The organism is Massilia brevitalea, assembly GCF_030711405.1.
GTDB lineage: Bacteria > Pseudomonadota > Gammaproteobacteria > Burkholderiales > Burkholderiaceae_D > Telluria > Telluria brevitalea.
The window spans coordinates 65,398-79,545 of record NZ_JAULSI010000029.1 but is presented as its reverse complement, the minus strand read 5'-3'; the positions used below and the strand labels follow the sequence as shown (position 1 = coordinate 79,545).

The following is a 14,148-nucleotide window of genomic DNA, read 5'->3' as shown; positions in this document are numbered from 1 at the left end:
GTGCTGCGCCTCGGCCGCTGATGGGCCGATTTGTGCAACAAAGCCTTCTTGATGCAGCAGAACAATTGTTTGTAGAGCAAGGTGTCTCGCGAACGACCTTGCAGCATATCGCAACGGCCGCGGGTGTGACGCGCGGCGCGATTTATTGGCATTTCGACGACAAAGGCGCACTGTTCAATGCAATGATGGACAGGGCGACCCTGCCTTTCGAGTGCGCGCTATGCGTTATGGAGCAGGCCAATGTGTCTGACCCTTTGCACGACGTGCGTGATTTCATGCTGGAAATCTTCCGCGTCACGGAGCAGGAGCCCGGCCCACGCCGCGTGTTCGAGATCGCTTCGCTGAAAGTCGAGTTCGTCGATGAGCTCGACGCTGTCCGCGAGCGTCGCAGCCAGAGCCAGCAGGAATGGATGATGCACGTCGAGGGCCGCATCCGACTTGGCTTGGAAAGCGGTCAAGTGCGCGCCGGCGTGAATCCGCGCACGATTGCACTCGGCTTGTGGGCAACCATGGACGGCATGATTCGCAACTGGATGTTCGAGCCGAAGGCGTTCGGGCTGATGGAAACCGGCATGCACGTGATTGACACTTTGCTCGACGGTATCCGTGCAAGGCCGATCGCATAAACGGCCAGGATGATTCCACCGGAACCTGCAAAGGCGGAATCAAAAGTTTTTTTCTGGAAATATTCGGTTTATCATGTCCTTTCTATAAAAGAAAGGAAAGCATGAAGCGCATTGAAATCGATGAACGGGCGTATGCAGGTTTTCTCGATCTGCCAGGAAGCGACAGCAGTAAAAAACTCAGGAAGCTGATCGAACTTGGCGAGCGCCAACAGGACGAGATTGCTTTGGTTGTCCTGGAAGACGTCCTGTTCCAGTTCGGTGACAACCGCGGCCAGGTATCGGTTGCGCCTTTTTTCGATGGGCTGGTCCGGTTTTTCGATAACGTCCGCATCTATCGCCTGAATTTTTATGACGCAAGCAGTTTTGCCCAGGCCCTGGACAATGCGATGTCGGTCAGCGAGTCGCGCGTCATCCTGTACGTCGGCGCCCACGGCTCGAAAGGCCGGATAGCGAGTGCCAATGCACGTACCATTGCGTCGCAGATCGCAAAGGCAGCCAAGGACAAGCTCGAAGGAATCATCTTGAGCTCCTGCGAGACGGGGTCGAACGACGACACACTGGAAAAAATGCTGGAAGGGCGGGCGAATTGGGTGTTTGGATACAGCAACAGCGTGCATATCCTGTCGAGCATGTTGCTCGAGACTGCCATCCTGAAACAGGTTTTTTGCGCGGAGTCCGATTACATCGATACGCAGGAGGGGATCGTGGAAACCTTTTCCAAGGCACTGGGCTGTTTCAACCCTGCCTGGCACTTCGGTGACGACGAGATGCCCATGTCCGTGCGCCTGCAAGTGCGGCCCAAGCAAAAGCAAAAATCCATCGACGCGACACTGGACCTTGTGCAGGCAGCCTGGCAGTTCGACAAAACGGAATAAAAAACGGCAGCCTGATGGTATTGCCAGTCAGCAGATGGAAGCGTCGCTAGCTGGCGATGCACTTCCATCGGCGCGATGAACGGGCTAACAGTCAGACTGCCGTGTTATATGCGTGCGCTTGCGCTGCACAATGACCGGATCAGCGCAATTCTTCGATCATCTTCTTCAGCTTGAGCGAATCCGCCACGAAGGCGCGGATGCCTTCGGACAGCTTCTCGGTGCCCATCGCGTCTTCGTTCAGCATGAAGCGGAAGGTCTTTTCGTCGATGGCGATCTTCTCGATGTCGGCGCTCTCGTCCGCCACCAGCTTGCGCTCGACGGCGGCGTCGCTGTCGGCTAGCTTCTGCAGCAGGTCCGGCGAAATCGTCAGCAGGTCGCAACCGGCCAGTTCCAAAATCTGCGAGGTATTACGGAAGCTCGCGCCCATGACTTCGGTCTTGTAGCCGAACTTGCGGTAATACTGGTAGATGCCCTTGACCGACTGCACGCCCGGATCGTCGGCGCCTTGATAGTCGGTACCGGTCGATTTCTTGTACCAGTCGTAGATGCGGCCGACGAACGGCGAAATCAGCTGCACGCCCGCTTCGGCGCAGGCGACGGCCTGGCACAGCGAGAACAGCAGGGTCAGGTTGCAGTGGATGCCATCACGCTCCAGGATTTCGGCGGCGCGGATGCCTTCCCAGGTCGAGGCGATCTTGATCAGCACGCGCTCGCGCGACACGCCGGCTTTTTCGTACAGCGCGATCAGCTCGCGGCCCTTGGCGACGGTGGCTTCGGTATCGAACGACAGCGCCGCATCGATCTCGGTCGACACGCGGCCCGGCACGTACTTCAGGATCTCGACGCCGAAGGCAATCAGCAGGCTGTCGACGATCGCTTCCACCGACGCACCGTTCGCGTCAGCGACAGCCTTTTCCAGCAGCGGACGATACTCCGGCTTCTGCACCGCTTTCAGGATCAGCGACGGATTGGTAGTCGCATCCTGCGGCGCATACGCCTTGATCGACTGGAAATCGCCCGTATCGGCCACAACGGTCGTAAATTGCTTCAATTGCTCAAGTTGATTCATATAATTTGCCTATTTAACAATATAACCGAATATTCTGTGCACTGCGATTGCTGTCTTTGTAGGGTGGGCACTTGTGCCCACGCGGTACAACGCCTGCGCATCGAAACTTCAAACTTTTGCGTAGGGTGGGTTCTCGAACCCACCACTCGAACGCAAACCGGTCGGAACGATTAAAAATCCGTCGCCTGGATAAACGCGTCTACCATCGCTTCCAGCCCTACACGGTCTTCTTCCGTAAACCGCTGCAGCACCGGGCTATCGATATCGAACACCCCCACCAGCCTGCCATCCTTGATCACCGGCAGCACGATTTCCGCATTCGACGCCGAATCGCAGGCAATATGCCCCGGAAACGCATGCACATCCGGCACCACAACCGTTTTGCGCTCGACAGCAACCGTGCCGCACACGCCCCGCCCAAACGGAATCCGCGCGCAAGCAGGCTTGCCCTGGAACGGCCCGACCAGCAAATCCTGGCCTTCGCGTTTTTTCGACGGCACGGTGAAATAGAAACCGGCCCAGTTCAGGTCGGCAAGGGTGTCATAGACAAGCGCGGAAAACTGCGCAGCGTTCGCGGTCAGGTCGCGCTCGCCTTCGAGGACGCTGACGACCTGGCGTACCAGCAGGTCGTAGTCGGGACGGGTGCTGCGTTCTGGATTGATGTGCATGGGCGGGCCGTGGTGCTGGACGAAAACCGCTATTCTACAGCCAGCCCGGACGATGTTGGGCGCGCACCCCGCACACCCTGGTCGACGCCGCCCGCTGCAGGCGCCGCCGCGTCAGCGCAGGCGCGCCGCCAGTTCGGCCATCTGCGCTTTCCACTTGGCCGCCTCCTGCCCCGACCACAGCTGCGCCAGCTCGGACGACCTCGGCTGGCCGACGCGCGCCAGGGCCTTGTGCGCGAGCGGCGCCAGGCTGGCGATCTGCGCGCGCGGCTGGCGCTCGAGCCAGGCCGACAGCGCACGCGGCAAGGTGGCGCTGCGCTTGCCGCGCGCCGCCGCCACCACCTCGGCCGCCGCGACCACGGTCGCGCCCTCCGGTGCGTCGACCACGTCGGCGGACAAGGCGCTATCAAACGTGGCCGCCAGCGCTGCCTTGCCCTGCGAACCGGTGCATTCGCCGATCCAGTCCAGCGCGTCGTCGTTCTCGAAACTGCCGGTACCCCAGGCGCCGGCGACAGCGGAGGAGGACAGGACCATGCATAACGCGAATGCAGCGAGGATTCTCATCGTTTGTCTTGTTTCAGATGGTGCAAGGTTCGGACCGCTTGGCAAGGATCGTATTTACTAATAGCAAGTATAGACTTGCATTGTTGCTATGACAATATAAACATTTATTAATGACAAGGCCCCGGCAACGCATGGCGCTGCCGGGGCCGAGGCGCAACAACGCAGGCGTGTCAGTTCAGCTTGATCTCGAACAGCGCCGTCGTTCCGCTGATCTCGTTCGCCACTACCAGCATCGGCTTGCCATTCGGCGACTTCGCCGCCGGGATCACGACCAGGCCTTCCGGGCCGCGGTCGCCACCGTTCACGATACCGTTGTCGCCGTTGGTGTTCTTCACCACCGTGCCCGTTCCGGCGCGCGTGTTGATGTAGGTGACGTATTTCGATGCCGCAGGATTGGTCACGTCGTACACCATCACGCCGCCCACGCGCTCCAGGCCGATGAAGGCGAAGGTTTTCTTGCCGAAGCGCTGCAGCACCACGCTTTCCGGTTCCGGCCCCTTGTTCGGGCTGCGCGCATCGAGGGCGTCGGCTTCGTCGTGGCCGGTGTTGAACGGGAAGTCATAGCCCGGCGTGCCGGCCAGCTGCGCGGTGATCGTCTCGAAGCCGTCGCCCGAGTCGTACACGCGCGCGCCGGTCGCGGCATTCCAGATCGAGAACGAGCGGCCGCCGAATGCATAGAGCTCGGTGCACTGGCCGGCGGCGTTCTTGCCCGTATTGTTGCCGTTCGGCGTGGTGGTGATGCGCAGGCGGCCCAGGTTCGAGTCGCGCGTCAGGTTTGCCAGGTCGCCGCTGAAGCGGGCCGGGTCCAGGCCGGCCGTGCCGCAATAGTCGCGCACGCGGGTTTCCTCGTTGAAGCCGGGCCAGTCGGCGCGGGCGTCGCCTTCATTGGCGGTCACCAGGTAAGTCACGCCGCCCACGGCATAGTTGGCGATACCGTCCGGCAGGTACATGCCCTTCACCGGCACTGGCGCGATTTTCACGAGCGGGGTGCCGCTGTTGGTATTCACGCCGCCGTCCTCGTTGCTGACGTCCATGCCCATGCCGGCCAGGCTGTGGTCCTTGTAGCCGAGCGGACGCACGGCGCTGACTTTCGCCCCGGCGATATCGACCACGGCGATCGCATTGTTTTCCTGCAGCGTCACATATGCCGTCTTGCTGTCGGCGCTCACCGTCACGTATTCCGGTTCCAGGTCTTGCGCCACCGTGGCGCCAGGACCGAAGATGCGCACGCCGGCCGTGCGCAAGGCATCGACCTGGCTGTTAAAGGCGCTGAAGCCGGCTCGGCGCTCGACTGGTTTACGCACGTCGCTCACGTCGATGATGCTGACCGAGCCTTCCGGATCGGCGGAATCGGCCTGGCCATAGCTGTTCGGCTCGCCCTCGTTGGCAACCACCACGTAGCGCCCGTCCGGCGTAAAGGTGAGCATGTCGGGCAGGGCGCCGATGCCGACCGTCGACAGCGTGCTCAGGTCGGCCGCATTCACGAACGCCACCGTGCCGTTGGCGGTCTTTGGATTGGCCTGGATCGCCAGCGCCACCACGCCGTTCGACACCGTCACGCTGTTCACGCTGGCCAGGTTGGCGCCATACGATTCGGTGCGCAGGGTGCCCACCTGCACTGGATTGCGCGGGTCGGCGATGTTCCATACCTCGACGGTGCCGGTGCCGGAACCGTTGACCACGAACAGGCGCTTGCTGAGCGGGTCGTAGGCCGGGATTTCGTGGGTGTCGGCCAGCTTGCCGTCGACCAGGTCGCCGCCGAAGCCGGCGATCTTCGCCAGGGTCACGGTAGCGGGCGTCGGGTCGATGACCGGCAGTCTGGCGCCGGCCTGGGCCAGCGCATCGGCAAAGCTGCTGTTGTTCTCGCTGACGGCGGTGCCGAGTTTCACCAGCAAGCCGTCGATGGCGTTGCCGCTGGTCGCGGTAAATGCGGTGGCGACCGGGTCGAAGCCGGACGGCAGCGCCACGGTGCCTGGCAGCAGGGCCGCCAGTTGCGCCGTGGCCGCCGCCGGCGCTTCCTTGCCGATGGCGCGCAGCGCGGCCGGATCGGCTTTCATGCGGGCGAACCAGGCGCTCGGGCTTCCGCCGGCCAGCACCGCCGTTTGCAGGCTGGTCAAGGTGGTGACGTTCGCCACGCCTTCGGCGACGGCCAGCGCGTGCAGGCGCTGGGTGTTCTCGGCGCCGCTCGCACTGCCGATGCGGCCGCCCGACACTTCGATCGCGCAAGGCATGGCCAGGCCATTCGAGGGCATGATCGCCCAGGCGCCATCGGCCCCGGTGCTGATGCCGTCCTGGCTGCCGGCCGCGCATTGCACGGCAACGCGCGCACCGACCAGCGGCGCGCCGACCGCGGCCACGCCATGCAACTGGATCGCATCGCCGTCATCGGCGCCGCCGCATGCCTGCAACATCACCATCGTTGCGACCGCCATAGCGATCACCGTTCCCCGCCCTTTGTATGCCTGCATTTCGCGTCTCCCTGGAAAGGCTTGCATTCTAGGAAAGGCACATGACAGGATCGTGACGCCGGGCGGCAAACGGTTTTCATGGATAGTGCTCGGCGTCCGGCGGCGGAACGACCCAGCTGTGCATGCGTTCCTCGTAGACGGACACGGTCGGCGCCGGGAAGTCCGGTTCGGCAAACGCCCCGACGGGAATCATGATGAAGCCGGGCAGGGCTTCGGGTTCGTAGTACACCGTGGTGCCGCAGGCCAGGCAGAAGTGGAAGACCGCGCGCGTGCCTTCGTCGCCGACACGGACATACTGCGTCGATTGGCCTGCGACAGCGACGTTCTCGCGCGGGAAGCGCGCCTGCTGCGCGAACGGGCTGCCGGTGCGGCGCTGGCAGGCCAGGCAGTGGCAGATCGAGTTGCGCACCGGGTCGCCGCTGGCCTGGGCGGTCAGCTGGCCGCAACTGCAGGATGCAAGTCTGGTTGGCATCGTGTCCTCGGCAGGTCGTTGTTTCCCTTACTGTACAAGGTCGGCGGCTTGTTCGCTTTGGACCGCCACGATCAGGCGCTTGCTGAGTTCCTCGTTGTCGCCGCCCAGCCTGTCGCCGTTGTGCAGCGTCACCGTCACGATTCCCGAGTCGACGTCCATCTCGAGCTGGCTGTAGAAATTGAAGATGTAGCCGCCATGCCCGACCAGGTGCTTGCCGTTCACCGTGCGCACCCATTCGCCCAGGCCGTAGCCGGTGGCTTTCCCGCTCGGCAGCACGTAACTCGTGTTCATGCGTTTGACGTTCGCCGGCGAGACCAGTTTCCCGCCTTGCAGCGCCAGCATGAAGACGGCCAGCTCATCGACCGTGCTGACCATGCCGCCGGCCGCGTGCAGGTTGCTGTTGGCGAGCAGCCAGGCTGGTTTCGGGCCGGCCTGGTAACCGGTGACCAGGCCCGGATGGAAGATCTTGTCGTCGCCCGAACCGGTATGCTGCAAGCCCAGCGGCCGGCAGATGCGGTTGTCGATAAACGCGTAGAACTCCTGGCCCGCTACCCGTTCCACGATCTGCCCGAGCAGGTGGTAGCCGGTGTTGTTGTAGGCGAAGACAGTGCCCGGCGCCGACAGCAGCGGACGCTGTCGCGCCGGCGCCACCAGTTCATCCAGCGTGTGTTCGAGCCTGGCGGTGGTGCGCCAGTAGCCGGAATCCATGCTGAGGTTCGGGATGCCGCTGGTGTGCGTCAGCAGGTGTTTGATTGTCACCTTGCTCCACTGCTTCGGCGCCTGCGGCAGGTAGCGCGAGACCGGCGCGTCGAGCGCGATCTTGCCCTCGTCGACCAGCAGCATGATGGCGGTGGCCGTGAACAGCTTGGTGGTCGAGCCGATGCGGAACACGTGCTCCGGCTGGATCGGCACGCCCAGTTCCACGTTCGCCATGCCGTAGCCCTTGCGCAGCAGCGGCTTGCCGTCCTTGATTACCAGGGCGGCGACGCCGGGCAGGCCGGGCTGGAAGTGGCTGGCGATGATGGAATCCAGCGACTGCGCGAGCGGCGGCGGTTCAGCCGGCGCCGCCATCGCGGCGAGAGGAAAGCACAGCAGCAAGGCCAGTCGTTTCATCGCATCTCCCAGATGATTGGTCGTTCCTCAGGTCGGCGCCGGTTCCGCACGCGCGTCTACCGACACCGCCCGCCGCAGATCGTCCAGCGTGGCCGGCTTGGTCAGGTGCAGGTCGAACCCGGCTGCACTGGCGCGTCCCAGATCGGCCTGCTGCCCATAACCGGTCAGCGCCACCAGGCGCGTGCCGCCGCCGCCATGCCGGATTGCCGCCGCCAGCGCGTAGCCGTCCATGTCGGGCAGGCCGATGTCGAGGATGGCCAGCGTGGGCCGGCAGCGCATGCATTCGGCCAGCGCCGCCGTCGCCGTGTGCGCGACGCGTACCTCGTGGCCGAGCTGTTCCAGCAGCAGGGCGGTGGTGGCGGCGGCATCGGCGTTGTCGTCCACCACGAGGATGGATTGACGCAGCGCTGGCGCCGTGGGTGCCGCGGCCGGCGCAGGCGCAGCCTCGGCCGCGAGCGGCAGCTCGATCACGAAGCGGCTGCCGCAGCCCGGGCCGTCGCTGTGGGCGCGAATCCGGCCGCCGTGCAGCTCGACGATCTTGCGCACGATGGCCAGGCCGAGGCCGAGTCCGCCGGTGCTGCGCGCCAGCTGCTGCGGCGCCTGGTAGAAGGGCTCGAACACGCGCGCCAGCAGCTCGGGCGACATGCCGATGCCTTCATCAGCCACTTCCAGCCGCGCCCAGCCCTCGGACGCACTCAGGCCAACGCGCACCAGGCCATTGCCGAAGCGTTCCGCATTCGACAACAGGTTGTTAAGCACTTGCGCCAGGCGGCTTTCGTCGCCGTTCACCCAGAGCGATTCGGGCGCCGCCAGTTCCACCGTCATGCCGGGGCGGACGGTGGTGGCGTGGCGCACCAGGTCGGCCAGGTTCAGCGGCTGCAGCTCGAACTGCATCTTGCCGGTGGCGATGCGCGAGACGTCGAGCAAATCGTCGACCAGGCGCTTCAGGTGCTGCACCTGGCGCCGCATGATGGTGCGTTCGCGCTGGCTGGACGGCTCGCCGCGCAGGTCCATCAAATCGAGCGAGGCGACGATCGGGCTGAGCGGGTTGCGCAGCTCGTGGCCGAGCATGGCCAGGAATTCGTCCTTGGTGCGGCTGGCTTCGCGGCTGGTGGCCAGCGCTTCCTCGAGCGAGGCTAGCAGGCGCGAGCGCTCGGTTTCGTGGGCGGCGCGCTGGGCCGCGGCGGCCTCGATGGCCTGGCCCATGAGCGCGAATTCTTTTACGCGCGACGGCGCAATCTGCGCGTCCTGGCCGGCGCCCAGGGCCGCGGTGCCGGTCTGCAGGCTGCGGAAGGTGCGGGCGATGCGCGCCGACAGCAGCCAGGCCGTGCCGATGCTGGCCAGCAGCGAGGCCGCCAGGCCCCAGCCGTAGATGGCCACGCCCTGGAAGGCCGCCGCGCCGATGGCCGTCTTCGGGACACCGACCGCAACCGTCCAGCCGTAGTGCGAGACCCGGGTATAGGCGCTGGTGACGGCGTCGCCTTCGAGCGTGGTGGTGTTGCCCACGCCTTCCGGGGCGGTCCCCCCCATCAGCTTGACCAGCGTCGGGCTGGGCGGGCGGGTGACGGTGCGCGACTGGTTCAGCGAGCGCGCCACCACCGCGCCGGCGGCGTCGAACACGCCGATGACCGATCCGGCCGGGGCATGCTGGCGCTCGATGACGCGCAGGATGCGGTCGGGCTGGATCACGGCGGTGAGGGCATACAGTCGTCCGGCCTGGTCGCGGATCGGCACGCGTACCGGGAAGGCGGCGCGGCCGCGCGGGCCGTAGGTAACGCGCCCGACCAGCGGCCTTTGCACGGCCAGCAGCTGCTGCAGGCTCTCGGGATCGGCGACGCGTCCGCCGGCGGCGCCAAAGGGATTCGTGGTGCGGAACAGGACCTTGCCGTCGGCGTCGGTGAGGATCACGGCCAGCCATTCCGGCTGGGCCGCGACCTGGGCGCGTGCGGCTTCGTAATAAGCGCGCAGGTCGCCGGCATCCATGGCCGGGGTGCGCGCCATGCTGGCCAGGGTGGCGATGGCGCCGTCGAGTTCGGCGTCCACCGCGCTCGACAGGGCGCGCGCCTGGTCCAGCATCGCGCGCTCCTGTTCGCGCTGCTGGTACTGGTCGGCCATGTCCAGCGACCACAGGCCGAGCAGGGCGAGCGGCAACAGCCCGATCGCACTCAGGAGGATGAGCAGCCGGCGCAGCGAAAGGGTGAATCCTGGAGTCGACCGCATGGTTGGCCTTGTGGCAAAAAGGCATTATAAGGTGAAATGCGCGGCGAAATGCCGGGAGGAAATCAGCCGTGGGTGCTCTTGGCAACGCTGGGTGTAGCAGACGACGTGTTCAGGCGCGGCGCAGGAAAGGCGCCACTTTCGTTTCCAGCAGTTGCACCAGTTCGGGCTGCATGTAGGCATAGTTGTCGGGAATGTCGAGGCAGACGATGCGCTTGCCGTTCAGGTGGCGCTGGAACTGTTTCGACAGCCGGCTGCGGTGCACCTTTTCCATCACGAAGACGATCTCGGCCCAGGCCAGCTGTTCCGGCGACAGGGGCACGTCGGCATCGGCGCCCACGCCGGCCGAATCGGTCTCGATGCCAGGCCAGCTGGCGAATACCTGCTCGGCGGTGGGGCTGCGCAGGCGGTTATGCGTGCAGATGAAGAGGGCGCGCAAGTTGAACGATTCAGCCGATGAAGGAATCGAACTGCATGTCGAACTCCTGCAGCGCCTTCTGCGCGTTCTGCATCTTGCGCCGGAACTCCGGTCCGCGCTGCAGCGCCAGGCCCACGGCCAGTACGTCGATCACCACCAGGTAGGCCAGGCGCGCCGAGATCGGCGTATAGGGGTCGATGTTGAACACCAGGTCGATCGGAATCAGCACACTCGCCATGTCGGCCAGCGGCGTGCCCGACGGCGCCAGTACGATCACATCGGCGCCACCACGGCGCGCCAGCTTGGCCGAGCGCGTCAGCGAGGGATTGTTGCCGCGCTGGGAGATCGCCACCACGCAGTCGCCTTCGCGCAGCAGGGCCGCGGCAATCGAGTGGATCGCCGGGTCGGTGTAGCAGACGGTCGGCACGCCCGAGCGGAAGAATTTATGCTGGGCGTCGGCCGCGACAAACCCCGAGGTGCCCTGGCCGTAGAACTCGATCTTGTTCGCGCGCGACAGGATGTCGAGCGCCTTCTGTACCGATTCTGCGTTCAAGTTATTGCGCAGGTCGAGCAGGGTGTTGATCGAGCGGCTGCAGATTTTATTTACCAGGTCGGCCGCCAGGTCGTCCTGGGCCGGCTGCTCGTTGGCGGCGGGTAGCGCAAGCGCCAGGCCCTGCGCCAGCTTCAGCTTGAACTCGTGCCAGCCGTCGTAGCCGAGGGTGCGGCAAAAGCGCACCACGGTCGGCTCGGACACCTGCGCGTTTTTCGCCAGCGCCGTGATGTTCTGGCTCACGGTGGCGCTGGGCGCTTCCAGCACCGCGAGCGCCACCTTGCGCTCGGACTTCGAGAGCGAGTCGAGCTGGGTGCGGATCGAATCGAGCAGCATGCTTTTCGGCCTCAGTCTTCCGGGAGCGCTTCTTCGCGCCACTGCAAACCGTCGCGGCCGATCAGGGCGCTCGATGACGCCGGGCCCCAGGTGCCGGAGGCGTAGGGCACCGGCGCGCTGTCGTCCTGCTCCCAGTGTTCCAGGATCGGCTCGACCCATTCCCAGGCGGCTTCGAGTTCGTCGCCGCGCATGAACAGGGTCAGCTGGCCGCGCAGCACGTCCAGCAGCAGGCGCTCGTAGGCTTCCATGCGCGGCGCCTTGAACTGCTCGCGGAAGTCGAGCTCCAATTCGGCCTGCTTCAGGCGCATCGAATCGCCCGGCGTTTTCGCCATCAAATTCAGCGACAGGCCTTCGTCCGGCTGCAGGCGGATCACCAGGCTGTTCGGCTGGAAGCTCGATGTCGGCTGGTTGAAGATCGAATGCGGAATCTGCTTGAAGCGGACCACGATCTCGGCCAGGCGGTCGGCCATGCGTTTCCCCGTGCGCAGGTAGAAGGGCACGCCGGCCCAGCGCCAGGTGTCCACTTCGGCCTTCATGGCAACGAAGGTCTCGGTCTTCGAGCTCTTCGGCGCATCCGGTTCGTCGCGGTAGCTCGGCACGGCCTGGCCGTCGACGTAGCCGCCACGGTACTGGCCGCGCACGATGTTCTGGCTCAGCGTGGTCGGCGTGAAGCGCTTCAGCGAGCGCAGCACCTGCAGCTTGGCGTCGCGCACGGCATCCGGCGAGATCGAGGTCGGCGGCTCCATCGCCACGATGCACAGCAGTTGCAGCAGGTGATTCTGCAGCATGTCGCGCAGGGCGCCCGAGTTGTCGTAGTAGCCGAGGCGGTTGCCGACGCCGATCTTCTCGGCGATGGTGATCTGCACGTCCGAGATCCATTCGCGCCGCCAGAGCGGCTCGAACAGCACGTTACCGAAGCGCAGGGCCAGCAGGTTCTGCACGGTTNGTAGTAGCCGAGGCGGTTGCCGACGCCGATCTTCTCGGCGATGGTGATCTGCACGTCCGAGATCCATTCGCGCCGCCAGAGCGGCTCGAACAGCACGTTACCGAAGCGCAGGGCCAGCAGGTTCTGCACGGTTTCCTTGCCCAGGTAATGGTCGATGCGGTAGATCTGCGATTCGGCGAAGACCTTGCCGACATCGAGGTTGATCTGTTTGGCCGAGGCCAAATCGCGGCCGAGCGGCTTTTCCAGCACCACGCGCGAATGCGGCGTGGCCAGGCCGGTCTCGGCCAGGTTGTCGCAGATGCGCGCGAACAGGCTCGGTGGCGTGGCCAGGTAGTAGACGCGGGTAATCGCTTCGTCGTCGCGCAGGGCCGCGACCAGCGGACCGTAGCTGCCGGCCTGGGTGGCGTCGAGCGCGACATAGGTGATGCGCTGCAGGAAGCGCTGCCACTTGTCCTCGACCACGGTTTCCTTGATGTGCGGCTTCGAGTTGGTCTCGACCATGTGCAGGAAGGCTTCTGGCGTGCTGTCGTCGCGGCCGACGCAGATGATACGGGCAGTCTCGGGCAGGTCTTGGGCGACGTCGCGCGCATACATCGCGGGCAGGAGCTTGCGCATCGCAAGGTCGCCGCTGCCGCCAAAGAAAACGAGGTCGAAATCGGAAAGGGCCATGGTGGTATCGGGTGCAAATGGGTGAGGGTCAAGTTCATGTAAATTTACTACATGAATATGCGCTTTGCAAGAAATTCTACTACGCGAATGGGAGAGGAGCGATGGTGCCACAGGCGTGGCAGGCAGGGCGCGCAGGTCGGCGCAGGTTGGATGATCAGGCGTGCCCGGGTGGAGCGGCGGGAGCACAGGTGCGGCATCGCAGGTGGCGTTGGCCGCCCCCGCGACGCCGCGGATATCAAGGCATCAGCGCTGGTATTCCGGCCCGACCTGGCCAGCCACATCCACGCGCAGGGCCAGCACCTTGCCCGTCAGCGGATACTGCTCCTTCTCCGCATTCGAACGCCCGTGGCTGGCGCTGGTGACGTACAGCGTGCGCAAATCGGTGCCGCCAAACGTCACCGCCGTCGGGCAGCGCAGCGGCAGCTGGACTTCGTGCAGCAGCTCGCCGGTCGGCGACAGCTTCAGCAGGCGCGCACCTTCGAACATCGCGATCCAGTAATTGCCTTCGCTGTCGACCGCGGCGCCGTCCGGACGGCCGCCGTATTCCGGCGCGTTCTTGTCGGCGTCGAAGGTGACCAGGTTGCGGTTCAGCGTCGCCTGCCCGGCTTCCGGATCGAAGTCGTACAGGTCGATGCGGTGGCTGGTGGTATCGGCATGGAACATGCAGCGTCCGTCCAGCGACCAGGCCAGGCCGTTCGAATTGGTCATGCCGCCCGACCAGGCCAGGCGCAACGCGTCGCGTTCGAGCACGTACATCTCGGCAGCCGGCTTGTCGCGCGGCTCGTACATGGTGCCGACCCAGAAGCGGCCCATCGGGTCGACGCGGCCGTCGTTGAAGCGCACCTGCTTCGTGTCGTAGGGGGCAGGGCAGATGTCTTCCATCTCGCCGCTGGTGGTATTCAGGCGCACGAAGCCCTTGCGCGTGGCGACCACCAGGTTATTGTCGGCGTCGGCGGCAAGCGCCGACGGTTCCGAGCCCATTTTCCAGGAGGTGAACTTGCCGCTCGCCGGGTGCACGCGGTTCACGGTGAGTCCGTTGATGTCGACCCAGTACAGGGCCGATTCGACGTCGTGCCACAGCGGGCATTCGCCGACCTGCATCGCATCGTCGTGGACGACGTCGATCTTCACATTCTTCATGGTGGTGTCCGTGCTTTTGC

The 14,148-nt window shown here is 64.8% G+C and carries 13 protein-coding genes and 1 pseudogene; 2 read left to right on the top strand and 12 right to left on the bottom strand.

The genetic code is table 11. The annotated features are described in order from the left end of the window. Together QWL29_RS18270 and QWL29_RS18265 are read left to right on the top strand one after the other, a co-directional pair. Positions 1 to 626, top strand: a 626-nt coding sequence (locus QWL29_RS18270; RefSeq protein ID WP_308635706.1) for a TetR family transcriptional regulator, incomplete at its 5' end; no start/stop codon positions are given. A 101-nt stretch (positions 627 to 727) separates the two neighbouring features. Then, positions 728 to 1,501 carry a hypothetical protein gene (locus tag QWL29_RS18265; protein ID WP_305824306.1) on the top strand — a complete coding sequence of 258 codons (774 nt, stop codon included), beginning with the start codon at positions 728 to 730 and terminating at the stop codon, positions 1,499 to 1,501. Between the two features lie 139 nt (positions 1,502 to 1,640). Here the strand turns inward: QWL29_RS18265 and tal are convergent, their stop codons facing one another. The 12 genes and pseudogenes from tal to QWL29_RS18205 form a co-directional block, all read right to left on the bottom strand. Next, a complete protein-coding gene (gene tal / locus QWL29_RS18260) occupies positions 1,641 to 2,570 on the bottom strand; it encodes a transaldolase (RefSeq protein WP_305824305.1) in 930 nt (309 codons plus the stop codon). A gap of 170 nt (positions 2,571 to 2,740) precedes the next feature. Then, positions 2,741 to 3,238 carry a free L-methionine (R)-S-oxide reductase MsrC gene (msrC, locus tag QWL29_RS18255; RefSeq protein WP_305824304.1) on the bottom strand — a complete coding sequence of 166 codons (498 nt, stop codon included), beginning with the start codon at positions 3,236 to 3,238 and terminating at the stop codon, positions 2,741 to 2,743. A 111-nt stretch (positions 3,239 to 3,349) separates the two neighbouring features. Continuing rightward, entirely contained in the window at positions 3,350 to 3,769 is a 420-nt protein-coding gene (locus QWL29_RS18250) for a DUF4259 domain-containing protein (RefSeq protein ID WP_305824303.1), read from the bottom strand. Positions 3,770 to 3,969: 200 nt separating this feature from the next. Continuing rightward, positions 3,970 to 6,231 carry a choice-of-anchor I family protein gene (locus QWL29_RS18245; protein WP_305824302.1) on the bottom strand — a complete coding sequence of 754 codons (2,262 nt, stop codon included), beginning with the start codon at positions 6,229 to 6,231 and terminating at the stop codon, positions 3,970 to 3,972. 112 nt (positions 6,232 to 6,343) lie between these two features. Further along, on the bottom strand, positions 6,344 to 6,739 hold the full coding sequence (locus tag QWL29_RS18240) for a GFA family protein (protein ID WP_305824301.1): 396 nt from the start codon (positions 6,737 to 6,739) through the stop codon (positions 6,344 to 6,346). 27 nt (positions 6,740 to 6,766) lie between these two features. Then, the gene (locus tag QWL29_RS18235) at positions 6,767 to 7,852 is read right to left on the bottom strand and encodes a serine hydrolase domain-containing protein (protein ID WP_305824300.1); all 1,086 of its coding nucleotides are present in this window, start codon (positions 7,850 to 7,852) and stop codon (positions 6,767 to 6,769) included. A 27-nt stretch (positions 7,853 to 7,879) separates the two neighbouring features. Beyond that, the gene (locus QWL29_RS18230; RefSeq protein WP_305824299.1) at positions 7,880 to 10,072 is read right to left on the bottom strand and encodes a hybrid sensor histidine kinase/response regulator; all 2,193 of its coding nucleotides are present in this window, start codon (positions 10,070 to 10,072) and stop codon (positions 7,880 to 7,882) included. 109 nt (positions 10,073 to 10,181) lie between these two features. Beyond that, the gene (locus QWL29_RS18225; RefSeq protein WP_305824298.1) at positions 10,182 to 10,508 is read right to left on the bottom strand and encodes a low molecular weight protein tyrosine phosphatase family protein; all 327 of its coding nucleotides are present in this window, start codon (positions 10,506 to 10,508) and stop codon (positions 10,182 to 10,184) included. Between the two features lie 10 nt (positions 10,509 to 10,518). Continuing rightward, the gene (locus QWL29_RS18220) at positions 10,519 to 11,373 is read right to left on the bottom strand and encodes an SIS domain-containing protein (protein WP_305824297.1); all 855 of its coding nucleotides are present in this window, start codon (positions 11,371 to 11,373) and stop codon (positions 10,519 to 10,521) included. An 11-nt stretch (positions 11,374 to 11,384) separates the two neighbouring features. Continuing rightward, the gene (zwf, locus tag QWL29_RS26945) at positions 11,385 to 12,386 is read right to left on the bottom strand and encodes a glucose-6-phosphate dehydrogenase (protein WP_305824296.1); all 1,002 of its coding nucleotides are present in this window, start codon (positions 12,384 to 12,386) and stop codon (positions 11,385 to 11,387) included. Positions 12,387 to 12,451: 65 nt separating this feature from the next. Beyond that, positions 12,452 to 12,988 (bottom strand): annotated as a pseudogene (locus tag QWL29_RS26940) (glucose-6-phosphate dehydrogenase (NADP(+))); the annotation flags it as partial. 243 nt (positions 12,989 to 13,231) lie between these two features. Then, the gene (locus QWL29_RS18205; RefSeq protein WP_305824295.1) at positions 13,232 to 14,128 is read right to left on the bottom strand and encodes an SMP-30/gluconolactonase/LRE family protein; all 897 of its coding nucleotides are present in this window, start codon (positions 14,126 to 14,128) and stop codon (positions 13,232 to 13,234) included. Positions 14,129 to 14,148 lie beyond the last annotated feature (20 nt).